This window comes from Microvirga solisilvae (assembly GCF_022808595.1).
In the GTDB taxonomy this organism is placed as follows: domain Bacteria; phylum Pseudomonadota; class Alphaproteobacteria; order Rhizobiales; family Beijerinckiaceae; genus Microvirga; species Microvirga solisilvae.
Window position 1 is genome coordinate 124192 of sequence record NZ_JAKUCN010000001.1, and the last position, 20791, is coordinate 144982.

General features: G+C 61.5%; 21 protein-coding genes and 1 tRNA gene. 10 read left to right on the forward strand and 12 right to left on the reverse strand.

Annotation, left to right across the window (positions count from 1 at the left end):
- The first annotated feature begins 56 nt into the window (after positions 1-56).
- The 3 genes from MJ639_RS00640 (at position 57) to MJ639_RS00650 (ending at position 2511) form a co-directional block, all read left to right on the forward strand.
- Positions 57-899, forward strand: coding sequence for an endonuclease/exonuclease/phosphatase family protein (locus tag MJ639_RS00640; protein WP_243367744.1), 843 nt, complete (start codon positions 57-59; stop codon positions 897-899).
- A 119-nt stretch (positions 900-1018) separates the two neighbouring features.
- Positions 1019-1633, forward strand: coding sequence for a glutathione transferase GstA (gene gstA, locus MJ639_RS00645; RefSeq protein WP_243367746.1), 615 nt, complete (start codon positions 1019-1021; stop codon positions 1631-1633).
- 83 nt (positions 1634-1716) lie between these two features.
- The gene (locus MJ639_RS00650) at positions 1717-2511 is read left to right on the forward strand and encodes a glycosyltransferase family 2 protein (RefSeq protein ID WP_243367748.1); all 795 of its coding nucleotides are present in this window, start codon (positions 1717-1719) and stop codon (positions 2509-2511) included.
- 17 nt (positions 2512-2528) lie between these two features.
- Here the strand turns inward: MJ639_RS00650 and MJ639_RS00655 are convergent, their stop codons facing one another.
- On the reverse strand, positions 2529-2882 hold the full coding sequence (locus tag MJ639_RS00655; protein WP_243367750.1) for a RidA family protein: 354 nt from the start codon (positions 2880-2882) through the stop codon (positions 2529-2531).
- Positions 2883-3059: 177 nt separating this feature from the next.
- Here MJ639_RS00655 and MJ639_RS00660 point away from each other — a divergent pair.
- Positions 3060-3150: transfer RNA gene (locus MJ639_RS00660), tRNA-Ser, on the forward strand.
- Positions 3151-3276: 126 nt separating this feature from the next.
- Here MJ639_RS00660 and MJ639_RS00665 read toward each other — a convergent pair.
- From MJ639_RS00665 to MJ639_RS00695, 7 genes are read right to left on the reverse strand one after another with little or no spacing between them, the layout of a single operon-like run.
- On the reverse strand, positions 3277-4695 hold the full coding sequence (locus MJ639_RS00665) for a M20 family metallopeptidase (RefSeq protein WP_243367752.1): 1419 nt from the start codon (positions 4693-4695) through the stop codon (positions 3277-3279).
- 33 nt (positions 4696-4728) lie between these two features.
- Positions 4729-5601 carry an alpha/beta hydrolase family protein gene (locus MJ639_RS00670; protein ID WP_243367754.1) on the reverse strand — a complete coding sequence of 291 codons (873 nt, stop codon included), beginning with the start codon at positions 5599-5601 and terminating at the stop codon, positions 4729-4731.
- Positions 5598-6602 (reverse strand): ABC transporter ATP-binding protein, encoded by a 1005-nt coding sequence (locus tag MJ639_RS00675; protein WP_243367756.1) that lies wholly within the window; start codon positions 6600-6602, stop codon positions 5598-5600. The genes MJ639_RS00670 and MJ639_RS00675 overlap by 4 nt, the downstream gene beginning before the upstream one ends.
- Positions 6599-7582: an ABC transporter ATP-binding protein gene (locus MJ639_RS00680; protein WP_243367758.1), complete on the reverse strand. Its 984-nt coding sequence runs from the start codon at positions 7580-7582 to the stop codon at positions 6599-6601. The genes MJ639_RS00675 and MJ639_RS00680 overlap by 4 nt, the downstream gene beginning before the upstream one ends.
- A complete protein-coding gene (locus MJ639_RS00685) occupies positions 7579-8493 on the reverse strand; it encodes an ABC transporter permease (RefSeq protein ID WP_243367760.1) in 915 nt (304 codons plus the stop codon). The genes MJ639_RS00680 and MJ639_RS00685 overlap by 4 nt, the downstream gene beginning before the upstream one ends.
- The gene (locus tag MJ639_RS00690) at positions 8490-9467 is read right to left on the reverse strand and encodes an ABC transporter permease (RefSeq protein ID WP_243367762.1); all 978 of its coding nucleotides are present in this window, start codon (positions 9465-9467) and stop codon (positions 8490-8492) included. Before MJ639_RS00690 ends, MJ639_RS00685 begins: the two co-directional genes overlap by 4 nt.
- A 45-nt stretch (positions 9468-9512) precedes the next feature.
- Entirely contained in the window at positions 9513-11123 is a 1611-nt protein-coding gene (locus tag MJ639_RS00695; RefSeq protein WP_243367765.1) for an ABC transporter substrate-binding protein, read from the reverse strand.
- Positions 11124-11226: 103 nt separating this feature from the next.
- On the opposite strand from MJ639_RS00695, the gene MJ639_RS00700 reads away from it, so the two are divergent.
- The 3 genes from MJ639_RS00700 (at position 11227) to MJ639_RS00710 (ending at position 14779) form a co-directional block, all read left to right on the forward strand.
- Positions 11227-12102, forward strand: coding sequence for a MurR/RpiR family transcriptional regulator (locus tag MJ639_RS00700; RefSeq protein WP_243367767.1), 876 nt, complete (start codon positions 11227-11229; stop codon positions 12100-12102).
- A gap of 307 nt (positions 12103-12409) precedes the next feature.
- Positions 12410-14221 (forward strand): ABC transporter ATP-binding protein, encoded by a 1812-nt coding sequence (locus MJ639_RS00705; RefSeq protein ID WP_243367769.1) that lies wholly within the window; start codon positions 12410-12412, stop codon positions 14219-14221.
- 150 nt (positions 14222-14371) lie between these two features.
- On the forward strand, positions 14372-14779 hold the full coding sequence (locus tag MJ639_RS00710) for a DUF2177 family protein (protein ID WP_243368993.1): 408 nt from the start codon (positions 14372-14374) through the stop codon (positions 14777-14779).
- 5 nt (positions 14780-14784) lie between these two features.
- On the opposite strand, the gene MJ639_RS00715 is transcribed toward MJ639_RS00710, so the two are convergent.
- From MJ639_RS00715 to MJ639_RS00725, 3 genes are read right to left on the reverse strand one after another with little or no spacing between them, the layout of a single operon-like run.
- Entirely contained in the window at positions 14785-15585 is an 801-nt protein-coding gene (locus tag MJ639_RS00715) for a DUF1295 domain-containing protein (RefSeq protein ID WP_423790750.1), read from the reverse strand.
- A 17-nt stretch (positions 15586-15602) separates the two neighbouring features.
- Complete coding sequence (locus MJ639_RS00720; protein ID WP_243367773.1) at positions 15603-16256, reverse strand: ChrR family anti-sigma-E factor; 654 nt, start codon at positions 16254-16256, stop codon at positions 15603-15605.
- On the reverse strand, positions 16253-16822 hold the full coding sequence (locus MJ639_RS00725) for a sigma-70 family RNA polymerase sigma factor (protein WP_243367775.1): 570 nt from the start codon (positions 16820-16822) through the stop codon (positions 16253-16255). The genes MJ639_RS00720 and MJ639_RS00725 overlap by 4 nt, the downstream gene beginning before the upstream one ends.
- Before the next feature lie 180 nt (positions 16823-17002).
- On the opposite strand from MJ639_RS00725, the gene MJ639_RS00730 reads away from it, so the two are divergent.
- From MJ639_RS00730 to MJ639_RS00740, 3 genes are read left to right on the forward strand one after another with little or no spacing between them, the layout of a single operon-like run.
- Positions 17003-18376, forward strand: a complete 1374-nt coding sequence (locus tag MJ639_RS00730) for an NAD(P)/FAD-dependent oxidoreductase (RefSeq protein WP_243367777.1) — start codon at positions 17003-17005, stop codon at positions 18374-18376.
- Positions 18376-19140: a DUF1365 domain-containing protein gene (locus tag MJ639_RS00735; protein WP_243367779.1), complete on the forward strand. Its 765-nt coding sequence runs from the start codon at positions 18376-18378 to the stop codon at positions 19138-19140. Before MJ639_RS00730 ends, MJ639_RS00735 begins: the two co-directional genes overlap by 1 nt.
- Positions 19141-19166: 26 nt before the next feature.
- Complete coding sequence (locus tag MJ639_RS00740) at positions 19167-20414, forward strand: SAM-dependent methyltransferase (RefSeq protein ID WP_243367781.1); 1248 nt, start codon at positions 19167-19169, stop codon at positions 20412-20414.
- 40 nt (positions 20415-20454) lie between these two features.
- Here MJ639_RS00740 and MJ639_RS00745 read toward each other — a convergent pair whose 3' ends face one another.
- Positions 20455-20736, reverse strand: coding sequence for a hypothetical protein (locus tag MJ639_RS00745; RefSeq protein WP_243367783.1), 282 nt, complete (start codon positions 20734-20736; stop codon positions 20455-20457).
- Positions 20737-20791: the final 55 nt, after the last annotated feature.

The window sequence follows — 20791 nt, forward strand, 5'->3', positions numbered from 1 at the left end:
GCACGGTCCATTCGAAGGCCATGCATGTTCACCCTTGTCCAAGCCGGTATCGACCTTTGAAGCACAGCGATCATCACGGACGCCCGTTCCGGATCCTCACCTACAACGTTCACCGCTGGCTAGGCACGGACAGGAAAATCTCACCGACGCGGATCGCCGAGGTGATTGCGGCCTGCGAGCCCGATATCGTCGCGCTTCAGGAGGTGAGGGTCGGCCGTACGGGTCCGAGGGAGATCGATCAGGCCGCCGGCGTGGCGGATGCGCTCGGCATGGAACTCCATTTTCAGCCCACGATCCGCATCCTCGGCGAGCAATACGGCATCGCCGTTCTCACCAAACACCCGGCCCGCCTTGTGAAGTCGGAGCGTCTGCCGACCCAGTCCACGAAGCCGTCCTTCGAGAAACGCAGCGCCTTATGGGTCTGCGCCGAGATCGACGGGCAGAAGGTGAATGTGATCAACGCGCATCTGTCCCTGCGCTCGGGCGAGCGTCGGGCTCAGGCTGCCGCCCTCGTTGGTTCCGACTGGATCGGGCACCCCGATTGCGCCGATCCGGCAATCCTCCTGGGCGATTTCAATGCGCCGCCTTATTCGCGCTCCTACCGCATGATCGCCAATCGCCTGCGGGATGCGCAGCTCTCCAATCCCCACGGTGAGCCGCAGCCGACCTTTCACACGCGTGCTCCGGTGCTGCGTCTCGATCATGTCTTCGTTACAAAGTCGGTGGAGGTAGTGAAGGCCGCGCCGGTGCGCAACATGCTAACGCGCATCGCCTCAGATCACTTTCCGCTGCTCGCCGAATTACGGGTCCGCAGTTCCGTCAAGGGGCATAGCCACGATCAGAAACAGAGAGCCGATGGGGACCTTCTCTCGGCCGGGCATAATCCTGCCTCAAATTGATATAACATTCTAAAGATTGCCGGGCTGGTCTTGAAATCCGGACAAGCTGATTATTTTAACAGAATTACGTTACGTTACCTTTGTTTTTCCCTGCGGACAGGGAATAGGAATTGAGTGTGATGAAGCTCTATTACAGCCCTGGCGCATCCTCTCTCGCGCCTCACATCATTGCTTGTGAAGCGGGTCTCGACATCGAGTTCGACCGGGTTGACTTGAACACACAGACAACAGCGTCCGGAACGCTCTTCGACAAGATCAATCCCAAAGGGAATGTGCCGGCTCTTGCCCTGAGCTGCGGCGAGGTGCTGACGGAGGTTTCCGCCATTCTGGAATATCTTGCCGACCGCGTGCCCGATCACCGACTCCTGCCGGAGCTGGGCAGTCTGGAGCGCTACCGCGTCAAGGAATGGGTGGGCTTCATCGCCACGGAGTTGCACAAGGGGTTCGACCCTTTGTGGGATGGGTCGATGCCCGATGCGGCCCGGCGGCTGGCGGTTCAATATCTTCAGCGCCGTCTCTCCTATCTCGACAGCCGTCTCGAGGGGAGGTCGTACCTCATGGGCGAGCGGTTCACCGTGGCGGATGCTTACTGCTTCACCGTCCTGAGCTGGGCCCGGTTTCATCGGATCGACCTGTCGGAATACGCGGCGGTCCAAGCCTTCATGCATGAGGTATCGAACCGTCCCATGGTCCGCAGGGCCATGGAGGCGGAAGGGCTGATGCACGCGGCCTAAAAACAACAGGGCACGGGCTAGACGACGCTAAGCGCTTGGTACCTCTTGCGTTCCTGCGGGAGGGCGGCTAGGCACCCGTTGCCATGCTTCCTCTGTCCGTCTTCATCATTGCCAAGAATGAGGCCGACCGGATCGGCGCGACGATCCGCGCTGTCCGGGACCTGACGGACGATTTGGTCGTGGTCGATTCCGGCTCGACCGACGGCACGCAGGCGGTTGCCGAGGAACTCGGTGCCCGGGTGATCTTCAATTCCTGGCCGGGCTATGGCTTGCAGAAGCGCTTCGGCGAGGATCAATGCCGCCACGAATGGCTCCTCAACATCGATGCTGACGAGGAGCTGTCGCCGGTCCTGCGGGAGGAGATCAAGGCTCTCTTCGCCCATGGCGAGCCTCCCTGTCAGGCCTATGGCCTCCCCATCGCCGAGACCTATCCGGGCGAGGCCGCGCCTCACCCTCTGGCCTATCGCCTGTCCCCCGTCCGTCTCTACCGGAGGGATGCGGGCCGGTACTCGACTTCCCTCGTCCATGACCGGGTCGAGCTGAAACCGGGGACGAAGGTGGGCAAGCTCAAGGGCCTCGTTCATCATCGGTCGATCCGCTCCCTTGGCGACCAGATCGCAAAGCTCAATTTCTACACGGACCAGCTCGCCCTCGATCTCGAGGTGAGGGGGATCTCCATCCCCACCTGGCGGGTCTATGTGGAGTTCCCGGCAGCCTTCATCAAAGCCTATTTCGGGCGCCTGCACTTCCTGCGGGGCACCTATGGCTTCCTGATCGCCATGAACTACGCCATCTGGCGCCATCTGCGCCTGGCGAAGCACTATGAGAAGAAGCGTGTGAAGGCCCTGGCGAGGGCGAACAAGGGCGAGCAGGCCTGATCACCCCCGTAGCCGTCTTAAAGGGCGGCGGTGACCTGGATCTCCAGCGCATAGTCCGGATCGGCGAGCCGGGCCTGAACGCAGGCGCGGGCAGGCGTATGTCCCGGCACCACCCAGGTATCCCAGACTGCATTCATCTCGTCATAGGAGGCCATGTCCGTCAGCCAGATCGTGGCCTGCAGGAGTTTGGACTTGTCGCTGCCGATCTCGGTGAGCGACTGCTCGATCTGGGCCAGCACGTCCCTGGTCTGCTCGGTGACCGACTGGCCGATACTGGTCTCGGGCACATAGCCTGAGAAATAGGCCGTATTGCCGTGAATTACGAGGTCGCTGTAACGGGCGGCAACGCCGATCCGCTTGATTTCCGCCATGGAAGGCTCCTGTCTTTCGAGGTTGCGTTGCCTCCTAACACGAGGCGAGCCCATGGCCCAGGTCAGGGGCAGGAATTGCAGGGGGCAGCCCCTCTTTTTGGCCTTGACGAAGGGCGGCGGTTCGCGTCTATTGCGCCACCTGCGAGGCAGGGTTTTAAGCCCTGTTCTGTCGCGAACGGAGACGTGGCCGAGAGGCTGAAGGCACTCGTTTGCTAAATGAGCATACCCCAAAAGGGTATCGAGGGTTCGAATCCCTCCGTCTCCGCCATTTCCCTGCTAGTTATCGAAATCCTCCCTATCCCAGGCCTAGGCTGGAACCGAATGGGCTTTTGGCGCTCAGCGCCAGGAGCCCGCGAGCCGGTGCGGACGATCCTGGCGCTGCTGGTAGGCCTTCTCAATTCCGCGACATGTCCAGAGGCGGCTCGACGCCTTCGCGCAGCGGGCTCACGTACGGCGTCTCACGGGTTCTTTCCGCGAGGTCGGCCTTGGCCGCCGCGATCAGGGACGGATCGGTGATCGCGGCCATGCCCGTTGCGGCCATGGCTTTGGCTACATGTACCATGGCTTTGTGCGCGGCCGGCATCTTGCCTTGAGCGACGATCTGCCAGGTATGGAACGGCGTTCCGATTGCCACCGTCGGCGCATGGGCCTGGACGGTCGGCACCACCCAGCTCACATCACCGATATCGGTGGAGCCGATCATCGGCTTGCGCGGTGAGTCGAGGGGCACGAGAAAATCGGCAAGCGGCGCATCTGTCTTCGGCTGGCCGATGGCTTTGTAGACGGAGGCGATCTCCTGCTCGGACAGGGTCGCGCGGATCTTCTTGGCGAAGTCGCGGTCCGCCTCGTCGAAGGACGGAGGACCGAGCTCTTCCATGGCGTTGTGCAGAGCGTGCTCGAGTGGCGTGTTGCCGAGCGTGTTCGATACGGCGCTGACGATTCGCATCTCGACGCTCGTCTCCGTCATGAGAGCGGCGCCTTGTGCGATCTTGTGCACGCGCTCGACGAGGTCGAGCATGCCCTGCAGGTCCATGGCGCGGATCGAGTAGCGCACACGGGCATAGGCCTGCACGACGTTGGGTGCGATGCCGCCGGTGTCCAGAAGGGCGTAATGCACGCGCGCGTCGGAGGGCATGTGCTCGCGCATGTAGTTCACGCCCACATTCATCAGCTCCACCGCATCAAGCGCGCTGCGTCCCAGATGGGGAGCGGCTGCGGCATGAGCCGCGCGGCCGGTGAAAGCGAAATCGGCGCGGGTATTGGCGAGTGAGAGGGCAGGCGCCACTTCCCAGAAGCTGTAGGGATGCCATGAGATCGCGATGTCGGCATCATCGAAGGCGCCCGCGCGCACCATGAAGGCCTTGGCTGCGCCGCCTTCTTCGGCAGGGCAGCCGTAATACCGAACGCGGCCTGGAATGCCTTTTTCGGCAAGCCAGTTCTTCAAGGCGATTGCGGCGAGCATCGCGCCCGATCCGAGGAGGTTGTGGCCGCAGCCATGGCCGTGCCCGCCGGGCTCGATGGGGCGATGTTCCGCGACGCCTGATTCCTGGCTCAGGCCGGGAAGCGCATCGTATTCACCGAGGAAAGCGATGACCGGTCCACCTTCACCCGCTTCAGCAATGACGGAGGTAGGAATGCCCGCGATGCCTTCGGTGATGCGAAAGCCCTGATGCCGTAATTCGGCGGCGTGCTCGGCGGCGGAGCGCACTTCGGTGTAGCAGACTTCGGGCATTCCCCAGACCCGGTCGCTCAAGGCGATCAGCCGGTCCTTGGCTGCATCCACATGCTGCCAGATCTCGTTTCGAATGTTCATGATCTTGCTCCGAACTCTGCTGAATCTGATACGTTACAGGGCGCCTGCTTCAACCGATACCAATTCCTCGGCGGGTGGAATGCGTCCCTCGAACCAATAGGCGGCGGCAGCACGCGACATCGCGGCGCCGTCATGGCCTACGCCTTCGACGCGGATCAGTTTCCAGTTGAACGGCAACTCCAGGCGTTCGGCTTCATGGCGTGCGAAGTCATAGACGAAATGCGCGCGTCCATAGCGGTGCGGGCCTTGGTCGAGGGCTTCACGCTGGGCGGGCAGGTTCGGATCGTCCGTGCTGATGTCCTGATCGCCCGCGAAGATGTGCATCGGATATGCGAACCAACGCGAGAGCGCGGATTCATCGAGACCGAGACCGCCGAGGCCTTCGGGAAAATTGCGCTGCAATGTCGGCAGTGTGTACCAGCCCGGATTAGCGGCGACCACGGCTTCGAAGGGACCGTGATCCTGCGTGGCCAGGAGGCGATGCGAGAATTGCCCGCCGGCGGAATGACCATAAAGGCGCGCTTTCGCACGGCGCGTCACGCCGCCTTTCTGCAGAGCGGCGAAGACACGGGCAGGAACCGAATAGAGCCACTTCTCGAAAGGGCGAAGGGCTCCCGCATCGTCGATGATCAATCCGTTGTTGTAGGATTCAGCATTGGGAAAATGCTTGTCCGAAAAAGTCGGCGCGGCGATCAGGATGCGATGCTTCTCCGCGGCGGGAATCCAGAAATCCCGATATTCGTCGCCGTTGCGGAGCATCCCATGCTGTACGATCACGACCGGATCGTCAGGGCCATGGCTTTCCGGACGATAGACATTCACCTCGATCGGCCGGTCGGGATGGAAAGGGTCGAGATAAGCAAGCGTGGAGCGGCCGATCTCAGGGGTCAATGTGGTGGTGCTCATGAATTGTCCGAATTGTGCAAATGGCAGGCGGCGCTGCGTCCGGGAGCTATCTCTTTCAGGATCGGGCGGAGTTCACGGCATTTCGCCATGGCGTGTTCGCAGCGAGGATGGAACGGGCAGCCGCTCGGCGGCGCGAGAGGAGAGGGCAGTTCGCCCTTGAGCGGCTGAAACGCGCGCTTGCGCCGTGCGGTCGATGGGCTCGCGGCGATCAGCGCCGCGCTGTAGGGATGCGCGGGCTCGGCGAAGACAGCGGAAGCAGGCCCGATCTCAACGATGCGCCCGAGATACATGATCGCGACCCTATCGCTGATATGCCGGACGACACCGAGATCGTGGCTGACGAACAGATAGGTCAGCCCATGCTTCTCGCGAATATCCATGAACAAGTTGATCACCTGCGCCTGGATCGAGACGTCGAGCGCCGAGACCGGCTCGTCGCACACAAGAAAATCGGGTTTCACCGCGAGCGCGCGTGCGATGCCGATGCGTTGGCGCTGGCCGCCGGAGAATTGATGCGGGTAACGGTTCTTGTAGGCGAGATCCAATCCGACCTCGGTCAGGGCCTTGTCAACCGCAGCATCGATTTCGCTCCTGGGCAGAAGACGATGAACCCGCAGGGCTTCGCCGACGATGTTGCGCACCTGCATGCGTGGATTGAGCGATGCATAGGGATCCTGAAACACCATCTGAACCTTGAGCAGATAGTTCAGGCGATCCTTGCCGCGAAGCTCCGCGACCGGGCGGCCTTCATAGGTGATGCTGCCGGCGCTGGGATTGGAAATGCCTGTGGCGATGCGCGCAAGGGTGGACTTGCCGCAGCCGGATTCACCGACGAGACCCAGCACCTCTCCACGCATCACGCTGAGATCGACGCCGTCGACCGCTTTCAGGACGGCAGGCAGAGGAGCGTTGCCGGTCGCGGCGAGCAGGCGCTGTGCGAATGTCTGCTTGCCGCGAAAATGCTTCTTCACATCTCGCAGCTCGAAGAATGGAGCGTTCATAGGGCGCTGCCCTCAGTCACGGGGTTGTGGCACCGATAGCTGTGTCCATCGGCCTGGACTTGGGCGGGAGGATCAATCTGCGCGCAGAGAGGGAGGGAACGTCCGCACCGTGGGCGGAACGGGCATCCGCTCGGACGCGCATCGATGCTGGGAGCGGCTCCGTCGATCTGCTTCAGGCGCTCGCCCGGAGCAACGGTCGCGGCGGAGGAGCTGAGCAGGCCGAGCGTGTAGGGATGGCGGGGACGGTCCAGAACGTCGTCGACGGTGCCTGTCTCGACGATGCGTCCGGCATACATGACGGCGACACGATCAGCGAGTTCGGCAACCACAGCAAGATCGTGGGTGATCCAGAGAACGGCAGTGCCTGTCTCGCGGCTGAGTTTCTGCACTTCGAACAGGATCTGGCTCTGGATCGTCACGTCGAGGGCCGTCGTCGGCTCGTCCGCGATGATCAGGTCCGGCTTGTTCAGAAGGGCGGTTGCAATCGCGACGCGCTGGCGCATGCCTCCCGAGAATTCATGCGGATACTGCTTCAGCCGTGCATCGGGCGAGGAAATGCCGACCCGCGACAGAGCGTGGGAGGCTTCCTTCATCGCTTCTTCGCGGCTGCATGAGCGATGCTCCAGGATCGCCTCGCACATCTGCTCGCCGATGGTCAGCACGGGATTGAGCGTCATCAGCGGATCCTGGAAGATCATCGCGATGCGGTCGCCGCGCAGGCTGCGCAGGCGCTCCTCCGAGGCCTGCCGCAGATCCTCGCCGTTGAACAGTACGTCTCCGGCAACGATCTCACCGGGAGCGTCGATCAGCTGCACCAGCGAGAAACCGGTCACGGATTTGCCAGAGCCGGATTCTCCGACGAGGCCCACGATCTCTCCCGGCTTGACGACAAGATCGACGCCGTCCACGGCGGGCCAAGAGCCTGCGAGATCGTGAAAGACGGTTTTCAATCCGCGAACGTCGAGCAGCGGCGATGTCATGAGCCCCTCACGTTGAAGCTGCGGCGCAGGCGTTCGCCCACGAGGTTGAGGGACATGATGAGGAGCACGAGCGCGATGCCGGGGAAAGCGGCGATCCAGTACTCTCCCGACAACAGGAACTCGAAGCCGTTGGCGATCAGAAGTCCGAGCGAAGGCTGCGTAACCGGAACGCCGACTCCGAGGAAGGAGAGGGTGGCTTCGAGAGTGATCGCACCGGCGATGCTGATGGTGGAGACGACAAGCACGGCTCCGATGGAGTTCGGCAGCAGATGCGCCAGCATGATGTGGCGTGTCGGGAGGCCGAAATTGACGGCGGCCTCGATATATTCCTTGCGCCGTTCGACAAGCGCGGAAGCGCGCATCAATCGGGCATACTGCGCCCATTGCACCAGGATGATCGCAAGGATCACCTTGTCGACGCCTCTGCCTATCGAGGCGAGCAGGACAAGGGCGATCAGGATCGACGGGAAGCCGAGCATGAAATCGACTACGCGCATGATCGCGGCATCGATAGCGCCGCCGAATTGCGCGGCAACAAGCCCCGCAAGAATACCGATGGCAAGGGCGCCCGCAGTCGATGTCAGACCGACGAGGAGGCTTGTCCGAAGGCCGTAGAGGATCGCGCTCAGCATGTCGCGTCCCTGCGCGTCGGTGCCGAGCCAATAGGTGATGCCGGTCATCCCCTGCGCGCCGGGCTCCAGGCGGTTGTCCATCACGCTCAAGGACGCGAGGTCATGCGGATTCTGCGGCGCAATGAAGGGTGCGAGCAAAGCCAGAAGCAGAAGGATGCCGAGAAGGATGATCGCGCCGCGCGTGGTGGGGCGGTTCCTGATCCGGCGCAGCACTTTCTCCCGGAGAGGCGTGTCGGCGTAGTGCGGCACAGTCGATGGTGCCGATTTCAGCGGCTTCATGCCATTTCTCCCGTCAACTTCACGCGGGGGTCGAGCGCCGCGTAGAGAACGTCGACCAGGAAATTCACGGCGACGAAGAGCAGGGTCGCAAGCATCACGTAGGCTACGACAACCGGACGGTCGAGCTGGTAGATGCTGTCAATGAGAAGCTTGCCCATGCCCGGCCACGCGAACACCGTTTCGGTGATGGTCGAGAAGGCGACGAGGCTTCCGAATTCCATGCCTGCGACCGTCACGACCGGGATCAGGATGTTGCGCAGGATGTGCCGCCCGACGATGCGCTTGCTGCGCACGCCTTTGGCGCGGGCGTATTTCACGTAATCCTGCGTCTTCGCTTCCGCCGTTCCGGCCGCGACGAGACGGATCATCAGCGCCATGTTCGGAATGGCGAGGTTGAGCGCGGGCAGGGTGAGATGCTTGAGGCCGTTGAGCGTCAGCAGGCTGATCGGAATGCCGAGAACGGAAACCGTTTCGCCGCGTCCCGCTGTCGGCAGCCAGCCGAGAAACACGCTGAAGAGCAGAATGAGCATCATGCCCTTCCAGAAACTCGGAAGAGAGAAGCCGAGGATCGTGCCGGCCATGATCGCGCGGCTTACACGGCTCTCAGGGTTGAGGCCAACGAGAAGGCCTAGCGGCACGCCGACGATGGCGGCAAGGCTCATCGCCAGAAACACGAGTTCGAAGGTCGCAGGCAGCCTGCCCAGGATCAGGTCGACCGCCGGAATGCCATGCACGAAGGAGCGGCCGAGATCGCCTTGCAGGGCATTCCCGAGGAAGGAGAGGTATTGCTGCCAGATGGGCAGATCGAGCCCGAGGCGACGGATCATCGCGGCGCGCTCGGCGGCGCTGACCTGCGGAGGAACGAGCAGCTCGATCGGGTCTCCGATGCCATAGACGGCGAGGAAGACCACGATGGAAACCGCGAGAAGAACCAGAACGCTCTGGATCAGACGCTGCAAGATATAAGCCGTCATGTCAGGCGTTCCGGTCTGCTCGCGGTTTCGATTGGTGATGGCTTTTTACTTCGCCGGCTTTACCTGCATGGCCATGGTGAACTGATCGGCGCGGCCCACATAGGTCAGGTTCGACTTATAGGCCCAGACAGTGCTTTCGAAATGCAGCGGAATGAACGCGCCGCCTTCGAGGACCTTCACGCCGGCCTGCTGGAGAAGCTCGGAGCGCTTGGCGTCGTCGAGAGTGACGATGGCCGTGCGGATGAGCTTGTCGAATTCCGGATCGGCATAGCCGCCGTAATTCGAGCCACCGATGGTCTTCGCCTCGTCAGGAGTTGCGGGCCACTGACGCAGGAAGGACGAGGCCTCGCCGCTCGTGGAACCCCAGCCGCCGATGGCCAGGCTGAATTCCTTCTTGGCGCGGCGCGGGAAGTAGATGGCGCGTGCCATCGCGTCCACATCGGCACGGATGCCGACCTGAGTCAGGTACTGCGCAACCGCCTGCGTGATTTGGCTGTCGTTGATGTAACGGTCGTTGGTCGTAGCCAGCGTGACCTGGAAGCCGTTCGGGTAGCCAGCCTCGGCCAGGAGCTTCTTCGCCTGCGCCGGATCGTAGGCCATCTTGGGCGGGTTCGTCAGAGCGCCGAACATGCCTGCGGGCAGGAACTGGTAAGCAGGTTCTGCCGCGCCGTCCATGATGCGCTTCACGATGGCGTCACGGTCGATGGCGAGCGACATCGCCTTGCGCACCTTCGGATCCTTCAACGGGTTCTTGCCGTTGTCGGCTTTCACGAACGGGCTCGGCTCGCGCTCCACGTCGAGCTGGAAGTAGATCACGCGCGTCGAGGGAGTGATCACGTGGCCGAAGCGCTTGTCGTCCTTGATGCGGCCGAGATCGCGCGCGGCGGGATTCTCGATCACGTCGTAATCGCCTGCCAGCAAGCCAGCCAGGCGCGGGCCGGCATTGGGAACCGGAACGAAGGTGACGTTCGCCCACGGCTCGGCGGGGCCCCAATATTTCTCGTTGCGCTCGAGCTCGATGCTCGTGCCCTTCGTGTAGCTCTTGAACTTGTAGGGGCCGGTGCCGATGGCGAGCTTGCCGTCGTTGAAGTCGCCGACAACAGGCCATGCTCCGGTCACGCCGCAATTCTTGGCGACGTCGAAGGTGATTTTGTCGTGCGGAAGAACGGACGAACTCAGGATAGCGACAGCCGACAGGAAGTTCGGCAGAAGCGGATCAGGAGCCTTCGTGGTGATAACGATGGTGTGCGGATCAGGCGCCTCAACCGCCGTGAAGTTGCCGGTGATGTCGGCGAACGAACCCGCAATCGCGGTCTCGTTCTTCAAGGTGCGGCAGAAGCTGAAGATCACGTCATCGGCGGTGAAGGGCTTGCCGTTCGAGAACGTCACGCCCTGGCGCAGCTTGAACGTCCAGCGCGTCTTGCCATCGTTCTCCCAGGAGGTCGCGAGGCTGGGCAGAACCTTCTGCTTCTCGTCCTGCTTGGTCAATCCGTCGAAGATATGAGCCGCAAGCGCATTGTTCGGCGACAGATCGTGATAATGTGGGTCGATGGCGGTCGGCTCTGAGCTGAGCGCGATCTTGAGGGACTGAGCCCATGCAGGAGCGCTGAGCAGGCAGGTGCCGGCGATCAAGGCGGATATGAGTGGACGATGCATTGGATTTCTTCTCCGTTCCCGAGGGTACTGCCTTTTTGACAGATTTATTTTCACAAATTAAAAATCATGAAAATCTATTGACGTCAATCTGTGCGGAGCGTCCATGTCTCATGCCTTGAAGCCAACGACGGACCTCGCCAACCGGATCTCGGCCGCCTACCCCTCGCTCAACGGCGCCCCCCGCCGCGCGGCGGATTTCGTGCTGCAACATCCTCTCGAAACGGCGACGATGACGATCGAGGGTTTCGCCGAGCGCAGCGGCGCCTCCACCGCGACCGTCACCCGTTTCGTGCGTGCCCTCGGCTATGGCAGCTACAGCGAATTCAGGGCGGCGCTCTCGGAAGCGTTGCGTCTGGCGATGGCGCCCGTCGATAGTTTCGCGGATGCACACGGCACTCAAGGGTCGGCCTTCTCGACCCTCGTCACCGCCCTAAAGGACCAAGCCGCCAACCTGAGCGAGACGATCTCGGCTCTCGACGAGCAGATCGCCTCCCGTGCGATGAAGGCTCTTCTGGAGGCGCGGCGAATCTTCATCGTCGGTTCCGGCGTGAGCCACCACGTGGCCGCACATCTCGAGGAGGGGTTGGCGCTTTATCTCGATGCCAACGTGATTCTCGCCTCATCGCGCGGTGGGCCGGAGCAGGCCATCCGGCACATCACGACGATCAACGGCGCGGAAGACCTGGTGATCGCCATTTCAGTCCCGCGCTATTCCCGCGGCACCGTCGATCTCACGACTCTCGCCAAGAAGCGCGGAGCGACCGTGCTGGCGCTGACGGATGCGCCGACTTCGCCGCTCGCGTCCATCGCCGACATGACCCTGTTCGCCCCGGCCCGAAACCGCCTGCTGCCGAACTCGCCGTCCGCAACCTTCGCACTCGCCGACGCCATCATCACAGCGGTCGCCCGAGAGAGGCCCGATGCGGTGGAAACCTTGAAGGAACTGAGCGAGAGTCTTCTCTGGACGTTTCATCAGTAAACAACGCCATCGATTGACAGCGTGACCACTGAAACAATCAGGCGGTTGCCAAGTTGACGCAACTGAACTATCTTGCGCGCAGGCTTTTTTGAAAGAGGGAGGGCTGCATGGCTGTGAAACGCTTGCTCAACGTTCCTCCCGCGTCCGGACGTTCCTAGGTCCGTCTTCGCGGGACATCTGATCCCGCACGTATAAGCCTTTTTCCCATTTCGCCGAATATCGGGCAGCTCCTGGCCTCTGCTGTGGCTTCTGTGATGCTTGTCCACGTTACCAGGAGAGGCGCGCCCGGCGCAGCCTGTTTAAGTCCATGACGAAGCAAACCAAGCGCGGGGACGCGACCCGCGACGTTTTGAGATTCACCTTCCGGCACTGGCGCAACGAGCCGCGCTATGTGGCGCTCGTTGCCGGGACAATCATGATGTCCACGCTCGCGGATGTGTTCATGCCGGTCTTCGCGGGTCGTCTCGTGGATGCTATCGCAGCGGGCGAGGGCAATCGCGAGGCTGCCCTTAACGCGGCTCTCATGGCCTTTGCCATCATGACGGGGCTCGGCCTCCTCATGATCGTGATGCGGCATCTGGCATTCTACGGAATCGTGGAACTTACCCTGAGGATCATGGGGCGCGTGGGGCGAGATGCTTTCGCGCGCGTGCAGCGTTTCTCCACGGATTGGCACGCCAATAGCTTTGCAGGCTCGACCGTGCGCAAGATCACGCGCGGCATGTGGGCGCTTGACCTCATGCACGACACGCTGCTCCTGGCATTGCTCCCTTCGCTCACCGTGCTCGCGGGCTCGATGATCGTACTCGGCCTGCGCTGGCCCATCATGGGCGTGGTCATCGGCTTGAGCTCGCTGGCCTATATCGTGATGACGGGCTTGCTGGCCATGCACTATGTCGCCCCCGCTGCACGACTCGCGAATTCTTGGGACACGCGCATGGGCGGTACGCTGGCGGATGCGTTGAGTTGCAACCCGGTCGTGAAGGCCTTCGGGGCCGAAATCCGTGAGGACGCGCGCCTCACGCGCGTGGTCGGCAAGTGGCAGAGCCGCACTCGGCGCCTCTGGCAGCGCGGCACCAATAGCGGCACGACGCAGTTCACCGCATTGCTCGGCATCCGCGTCGCCATCATCGGCACGGCCATCTGGCTGTGGTGGAACAACCGCGCCACGCCGGGCGATCTTGCCTATGTGCTTACCACCTATTTCGTCATTCATGGCTACCTGCGCGATGTGGGCATGCACATCAACAACCTGCGCCGCTCCGTAAACGACATGGAAGAGCTTGTGGCAATCACAGGGGAGAGGATCGGCGTGCTCGATCGTACCGGCGCGGGCGCGATCCACATCTCGCGCGGCGAGGTGGAGTTCGACCGCGTCACCTTCCATTATGCGGGCCACGACACGCCGCTCTATACGGATCTGTCGCTGACGATCCGTGCGGGCGAGCGTGTCGGTCTCGTGGGACCGTCGGGGTCAGGCAAGACTACGCTCGTCAAGCTGATCCAGCGTCTCTATGACGTGAATGACGGTGAGATCCGCATCGATGGGCAGAACATCGCCGATGTCAGCCAGGCGTCGCTCCGTTCGCAGATCGCCATCGTGCAGCAGGAGCCGATCCTGTTTCATCGGACGCTCGCGGAGAACATTGCCTATGCCAGGCCCGGCGCAAGCATGGAGGAGATCGAGCGCGCTGCGCGGCTTGCCAATGCGCATGAATTCATCACGAGCCTGCCGAAGGGCTATGCAACGCTCGTCGGCGAGCGCGGCATCAAGCTCTCGGGCGGCGAGCGTCAGCGTGTGGCGATTGCGCGGGCGTTCCTCGCCGATGCGCCGATCCTCATCCTGGACGAGGCGACTTCGGCTCTCGACTCGGAGCTGGAAGTGCAGATCCAGCAGGCCATGGAGCGGTTGATGGTGGGACGAACCTCGATCGTCATCGCGCATCGCCTATCCACCGTGCGCAGTCTCGACCGCATTCTGGTCTTCGAGAAGGGGCGCATTGTGGAGGAGGGCAACCACGACAGCCTCTATCGCAAAGGCGGCCTCTACCGTCGCCTGTGCGAGCACCAGGGGCTGGATTTTTCAGATCACAGATCGAGAGAACTCGCAGCGGAGTGAATCACGCCTTATCGCCTCCGGAAAATACCAAAGTCGGGCTAAACGCCCGGCTTTGTTTTTAAGGAAGTTGCATTCATCCGGTTCGTGATCCAAATGCGGCAAGAAACCGTATTGCAGGACAGCGTGACAATCATGAGCCGGACATTCAGCGTGAACATCTATCTTGCAGCCTATGGCGTGACCGCCGTTATCTTTCTCGCCATCGACTTCGTGTGGCTGACAACCATGGCGAGCGCTTTCTACCGGCCCATGCTCGGCGATCTTCTGGCCGAGCAGCCGCGGCTGCTGGTGGCCGCATTTTTCTATCTTCTCTACGTGGTGGGCATTGTCTATTTCGCCGTCGTCCCGGCACTACAAACAGGGCAATGGACCACGGCTCTGCTCAATGGCGCTATGCTCGGATTCATTGCCTATGCCACATACGATCTGACGAACCAGTCGACCCTTCGTGAATGGCCGATCCTGGTTTCTATCGTCGACATGACCTGGGGCACTTTCCTGACCGCGCTCTCGGCGACGCTGGGCTATCTGATTACTGCGTGGTTCACCAAGGCCTGATGCGCTCAGAGCCGGCGCGGTCCGGGAAAGAACGCATTGACCCTTGAGCGATAGGCCTCAAAAGCTGCCCCTCGGGAGCGCAGCATATGCGCTTCGAGGAGCGGAATGCCCGACACGTGAACGAGAAGCCAATACATGAAAGCGGGTCCTATTAGAGCGGCGAAGCCGATCGGGTAGGAGAGGTCGGTATTGATGGCGAAGAGCGGATAGGCGCACCAGGCGAGCCATTCGAAGAAATAGTTCGGATGGCGTGAATAGGCCCACAATCCGCTCTCGCAGATCTTTCCGCCATTGGCGGGATTGGCACGAAAGTCGCGCAGCTGATTGTCAGCAAGGCGCTCGCCCAGGACGGAAACGGCAAGCAGCATGGTACCTGCGATATCTGCGATACGCAGCTCAGGGCTTGGGTTGTGGGCTGCGATGGCGATGGTTGCTGCAAGCAGGAAAGCGGCTGCGGCCTGAATCTGCAGGAACCAGAACAGACGGCGCGGATAATCCTTGCCCCATTCTTCGTAAAGGGCCGCATAGCGGGGATCCTCTCCACCCTTCCGCGTCCGTCGTGCCAAAGAGAGCCCGAGGCGCAGCGACCACGCGGCGGCGAGAACGGCAACGAGGATCTGGCGGAAGGAGAGGGCGCCGTCATTGCCAGTCCAGAGAGCAAGACATGCACCAACCGCACCGACGGCAAAGGACCATATGGTGTCGATCCAGCCCGATTGCTTTGTCCGCATCTGCACGCGCCAGGCGAGCGTCATGATGGCGGACAGCGCGATGGCGGCGCCCGTAAGAAGCAAGGCTGCCGTCATCGCGTTCATGCTGGCCACTAGATTCCCACGAAAGGCTGCACCAGGCGTCCGATCAAGCCCTGCAGGCGCATATGCCCATCGATGGCCGCAAGGCAGATGCATTCGCCATCAGGATCGACGACGGGTTGATGCTTCACATCGGCATCCGCTTCCTCGATATCGCCCCTGGCGAAACGCACGCCATCATCCGTGAAGGAGCCCTTCAGGATCAGCGTATACTCCGTGCCGGTATGGCCGTGATGCGGCAGGCGGCGACCCGCGCCGACCTTGATCAGCATCACGCTCGCCTTCGGTGCATCGGGAATGACGACACGGCTCATATGCACACCGGGACCGCGCCAGCGCCAGGGGCCGATGTCGCATCCCTTGAGAGCATCGGGCAGGACAAAGCCGTCGAGGACGGCAGGGCGCCTGGCTGCAGGCTTCGGGCTTGCGTGGCGAGGCTCGGCATCGATGCGGGACAACACTTTGTCCAGCGCATCATGGGCCATCTCTGTTGGCGGCAGGTCGTCGAGCATGGCTCCGCCGACGGCCTCGAAGGTGCGGGCCTTGTCCGAGCAGGCAGGGCAAAGTTCGAGATGGGTCGCGACGACAAGCGCCGGTCCGGGCTCTAAGGTACCTGCAGCATAACGCAGGAGTGTTTCGTCGCTCGGGTGATGTTTCGCGCTCATAGCAGATCACCCAGAAGGTTGCGAAGCCGGTCCATGGCCAGCCTGATCCTGGATTTCACGGTTCCCAACGGGATTCCGAGATCACGGGCTATTTCCGCATGCGGCTTGTCGTGGAAGAAAGACATCTGGACGATCTTTGCCTGCTCCTCGGACAAATGTTTCAGGGCTGTGCGCACCCGCTCTTCACGCTCCGACGCCAGAAGATAGGAATCCGCTGGCGGCGGAAGATCCGGCTCATCGCTCGGATCGGGCTCGTAGGTGGCGGCGTTCCTGTCGCGCCGGATCTGGTCGATGCGGAGGTTTCTCGCGATCGTGAAGATCCACACGCCTGCACCGGCCCGGGCCGGGTCGAACGAGGCTGCTTTTCTCCAGACGCTCAACAGCGCTTCCTGCGCCAGCTCTTCCGCAACATTTCCAGGGCAGCCCGAGCGCATGAGATAGGTTTTGATGCGCGGGGCGAAATGCTGGAACAGGGCGGAAAACGCATCCTTGTCGCGCCCGGTGCCGACGGAGAGCAGAAGGCGGTCGAAATCAGGCCCTTGCGCGGAAGGGGCTGCCCGGGCCATTACCGGGCGCCTCCGGGGGCGCAAGGCCCGGTATCCAGGGCGTTCTGCTGTGAGACTGACTGCATGCATGCCTCTTGATACGAGCCGACCGTCGATTTGGATCATCGCATTCTTCGCTGATCCAAAACAGATGGAGATACGTATCTAAGCCGACAGTGACGAAAGCGAAAGGCTGCCTCCGTGAACGCCCCCTTCCATGCCTCCAGCCCTCGCTATGGCGTCAAAAGACTCAAAATCGCGGTCATCGGCAGCGGGATTTCCGGCCTTTCGGCCGCGTGGCTTCTCGGCAAGAGCCATGACGTGACCCTGATCGAGGCGGACGAGCGCTTCGGAGGGCATTCCCACACGGTGGATGCTGCGTCTAAAGCTGGCGGGATTCCTGTCGATACGGGGTTCATCGTCTATAACGAACCTGCCTATCCCAACCTGACCGCGCTCTTTTGCCATCTCAGCGTTCCAACCAGGGCGACCGATATGTCGTTCGCGGTCTCCAGGGACGACGGCACTCTCGAATATGCGGGCACCGATCTTGCCGGGATTTTCGCGCAGAAGCGCAACGCCTTTCGCCCGCGTTTCTGGTCCATGCTTTCCGATCTGGTCCGGTTCTATCGCAATGCTCCCGCCGATCTTGCCGAGGCGGGGCTCATGTCGCTCGGCGATTATCTCGATGCCAAGGGCTATGGCACCGCGTTCCGGGAGGATCATCTCTATCCCATGGCGGCGGCGATCTGGTCGACGCCCCGCCACGAGATTCAAAATTACCCCGCCGCGGCCTTCATTCGTTTCTGCGAGAACCACGGTCTCCTGAAATTCGCCGACAGGCCGATTTGGCGTACAGTGGATGGCGGCAGCCGCGTCTATGTGGAAAAATTGCTCTCTGATTTCTCCGGACAATGCATCGCGGGCGATGCCGCAACGCGGATCACGCGCAAAGACTCAAGCGTTACGGTGGAAACCCGGCAAGGAACCGTTCAAACCTACGATCACGTGGTCATGGCCACCCATGCCGATCAGGCGCTGCGGCTCCTTGCCGATCCGACGGCTCAGGAAATGGATCTGCTCGGTGCGTTCCGCTACAGCCGCAACCGCACAATGCTCCATTGCGACGAGCGCTTGATGCCGCGCCGCCGCTCCGTTTGGGCGAGCTGGAATTACCTCTCGCGCCGTGACATGGACGCCACCCGCCTTTCCGTCACCTATTGGATGAACCGCCTTCAGAACCTTCCCGAGGACCGCCAGCTTTTCGTGACTCTCAATCCGGCCGTGGAACCGCGTCCCGAAACCGTGTTGTGGGAGGGGCTTTACGAACATCCCCTGTTCGATCGGGAGGCGATCCTTGCCCAGGAAAAGCTTTGGTCCCTTCAGGGAGGTCGCAACACATGGTTCTGCGGCGCCTATTTCGGATCCGGTTTTCATGAAGACGGCCTCCAGGCGGGCCTTGCCGTTGCGGAGGAGCTTGGCGGCTTGCGCAGGCCGTGGCAGGTTTCGAATGAATCCGGCCGCATATGTCTGCCTGCTCGCGTGCCTGCGGATCCTCTCGCAGAGGCTGCCTGATGAAGGAAGGTTCGGCACTTTACGTCGGAAGTGTCGTGCATCGGCGCATGCGCCCGCGAAAGCACGCTTTGCGCTATCGCGTCTTCTGGCTTCTTCTCGACATCGACACCATGAAGGAGGTTGCGGCATGCAATCTCCTTCTTTCGCTCAATCGTTTCAATCTGTTCAGCGTTCACGAGAAGGATTACGGCGACCGTTCGGGACAGCCCTTACGCCCACAAGTCGAAGCGGCGATGCGCAAGGCGGGTATCGAGCCCGATGGCGGACGCATCCTGCTCCTGACCATGCCGCGCGTCCTCGGTTATGGATTCAATCCGTTGAGCGTCTATTTCTGCTATCGGCGGAACGGCGAGCTTGCCGCAATCCTCTATGAGGTCTCGAACACCTTCGGCCAACGCCACAGCTATGTCCTGCCCGTCGAGGCGGGGGACAGCATCGTGCGCCAGTCGATCCCCAAGCGGTTCTATGTCTCGCCGTTCATGGACATGGATCTTTCTTATGCATTCCGTGTCGTCTGCCCCGACGACACGATCGCCGTTTCCATCCGATGCGAAGACCGGGAGGGGGCAATCCTGATAGCCTCCCTCGTGGGCACGCGTAAATCTCTCTCCAATGCCGCTCTCTTATCGGCATTCGTGACGCATCCGCTCCTGACGCTGAAGGTGATCGCCGGAATCCATTGGGAGGCGTTCTTCCTCTGGATCAAAGGCATCGGCCTAAGGAAGCGTCCGCCTCCGCCCGAACAGCCCCTGACGACGGCATAATATCGATCCCTGTAGGAAGCTTCATCATGACGTTCCAGAATGCCGGCAAGCCGATTGCACCACGCGGCATGACCTCCGATGGCAGCCGAAGGAAAATCGGCCTTGCGCGTCTTTTCCTGCAAGAACTCCTGTCAGGCGTTCAATACGGCAGCCTGATCATCGAGACGCCTTCGGGAGAGAGGATCCGCAGCGATGCCCGGCAGCCGGGGCCTGAGGCCATATTGGTGCTGCATCGATGGCGCGCCTTGAGCCTCATCGCGAGCCAGGGTGATCTCGGTTTCGCTCAAGGCTATATCGACGGTGAATGGACGACGCCGGACCTGACCACGCTCATCATGTTCGCCGCATTGAACAATGCTGGCTTGGATCGCATGATCCAGGGTAAATGGCCCATGCGCCTGTTGCGCCGGGCAGTCCATCTCATGCGCGCCAATACGCGCAAGGGGAGCCGCAGGAACATCGCCTATCATTATGATCTCGGCAATGATTTCTACGAGCTGTGGCTCGATCGCTCGATGACCTATTCGTCGGCTTTGTACGAGCAGGGCAGCATGAATCTCGAACAGGCGCAGCAGGCAAAGATCGATCGCATCGCGCATCTCCTTCAGCTTTCACCCGGCCACTCGGTTCTCGAAATCGGTTGCGGCTGGGGCGCTCTTGCAACGAGGATGGCGGAGCAGGGAGGCCACATCACCGCTCTGACGCTGTCGAAAGAGCAACGTGCCTACGCGATGGCGCTGAGAGACAGAAAAGGGCTGTCCGACAGGATCGATATCCGGCTTGAGGATTACAGGGACGTCGCCGGCACTTTCGACCGCATCGTCTCGATCGAGATGCTGGAGGCTGTGGGCGAAGCCTATTGGCCGACTTACTTCGCCACTCTCCAGCGCTGTCTCAAGCCAGGCGGTCGTGCGGTGCTCCAAGTCATCTCCATTTCTGAGGATCGTTACGAGTCCTACCGCGCCGGCGCCGACTTCATCCAGACACATATCTTTCCCGGCGGAATGCTGCCGTCGAAGACACTTCTCAAGTCGCAGGTCGAGGCGGCAGGTCTGACGCTCGCCGCATCGGAATGCTTCGGATCCTGCTATGCGCGGACTCTGGCCGAGTGGCGTATTCGCTTCCACCGGGCATGGTCGGAAATCGCCACGCTGGGATTCGATGACCGGTTCCGGCGCATGTGGGATTACTACCTCTGCTATTGCGAGGCCGGCTTCCGCGCCAACATCATCGATGTCGGCCTGTACGTCATTACCAAACCGGCCAATTCGTAACGGATCGAGGAGAGAGGCCTATCGATCTGCGCGGCCTCCTTTAGCGTCCGTTATCGATCTCGACGGAGCGGCAGACGGATCCGATCGGGCATTTGACCGTATCGGCAGTTCTGACCCAAACCGGTTGAGTGGTTGTCGAACGGTCGCAGAAACTGGCGTCGCGGACATAGCGGTCATAGGTCGTCGGCCCTGTATTCAGGACAACTGCGCCTCTGGACGCGACGACCTGCCTGGCTTGCGCGCAGGTCATGGAGAGGGTTGATTGCGCCATGGCGCTTGTCGAGAGGCCTGCCATGACGACGAATGAAAGAAGAGCTTTCACGATACGACCCCTTAAGCGCCTTTCAGTGATGAAAGAAAAACGAAGCCGATTGTCT

Coding starts and splice junctions, on each gene's coding strand:
- gstA (WP_243367746.1), top strand. CDS start 1,019: ATGAAGCTCTATTACAGCCCTGGCGCATCCTCTCTCGCGCCTCACATC.
- MJ639_RS00650 (WP_243367748.1), top strand. CDS start 1,717: ATGCTTCCTCTGTCCGTCTTCATCATTGCCAAGAATGAGGCCGACCGG.
- MJ639_RS00655 (WP_243367750.1), bottom strand. CDS start 2,882: ATGGCGGAAATCAAGCGGATCGGCGTTGCCGCCCGTTACAGCGACCTC.
- MJ639_RS00665 (WP_243367752.1), bottom strand. CDS start 4,695: ATGAACATTCGAAACGAGATCTGGCAGCATGTGGATGCAGCCAAGGAC.
- MJ639_RS00670 (WP_243367754.1), bottom strand. CDS start 5,601: ATGAGCACCACCACATTGACCCCTGAGATCGGCCGCTCCACGCTTGCT.
- MJ639_RS00675 (WP_243367756.1), bottom strand. CDS start 6,602: ATGAACGCTCCATTCTTCGAGCTGCGAGATGTGAAGAAGCATTTTCGC.
- MJ639_RS00680 (WP_243367758.1), bottom strand. CDS start 7,582: ATGACATCGCCGCTGCTCGACGTTCGCGGATTGAAAACCGTCTTTCAC.
- MJ639_RS00685 (WP_243367760.1), bottom strand. CDS start 8,493: ATGAAGCCGCTGAAATCGGCACCATCGACTGTGCCGCACTACGCCGAC.
- MJ639_RS00690 (WP_243367762.1), bottom strand. CDS start 9,467: ATGACGGCTTATATCTTGCAGCGTCTGATCCAGAGCGTTCTGGTTCTT.
- MJ639_RS00695 (WP_243367765.1), bottom strand. CDS start 11,123: ATGCATCGTCCACTCATATCCGCCTTGATCGCCGGCACCTGCCTGCTC.
- MJ639_RS00700 (WP_243367767.1), top strand. CDS start 11,227: ATGTCTCATGCCTTGAAGCCAACGACGGACCTCGCCAACCGGATCTCG.
- MJ639_RS00705 (WP_243367769.1), top strand. CDS start 12,410: ATGACGAAGCAAACCAAGCGCGGGGACGCGACCCGCGACGTTTTGAGA.
- MJ639_RS00715 (WP_423790750.1), bottom strand. CDS start 15,585: ATGACGGCAGCCTTGCTTCTTACGGGCGCCGCCATCGCGCTGTCCGCC.
- MJ639_RS00720 (WP_243367773.1), bottom strand. CDS start 16,256: ATGAGCGCGAAACATCACCCGAGCGACGAAACACTCCTGCGTTATGCT.
- MJ639_RS00725 (WP_243367775.1), bottom strand. CDS start 16,822: ATGGCCCGGGCAGCCCCTTCCGCGCAAGGGCCTGATTTCGACCGCCTT.
- MJ639_RS00735 (WP_243367779.1), top strand. CDS start 18,376: ATGAAGGAAGGTTCGGCACTTTACGTCGGAAGTGTCGTGCATCGGCGC.
- MJ639_RS00740 (WP_243367781.1), top strand. CDS start 19,167: ATGACGTTCCAGAATGCCGGCAAGCCGATTGCACCACGCGGCATGACC.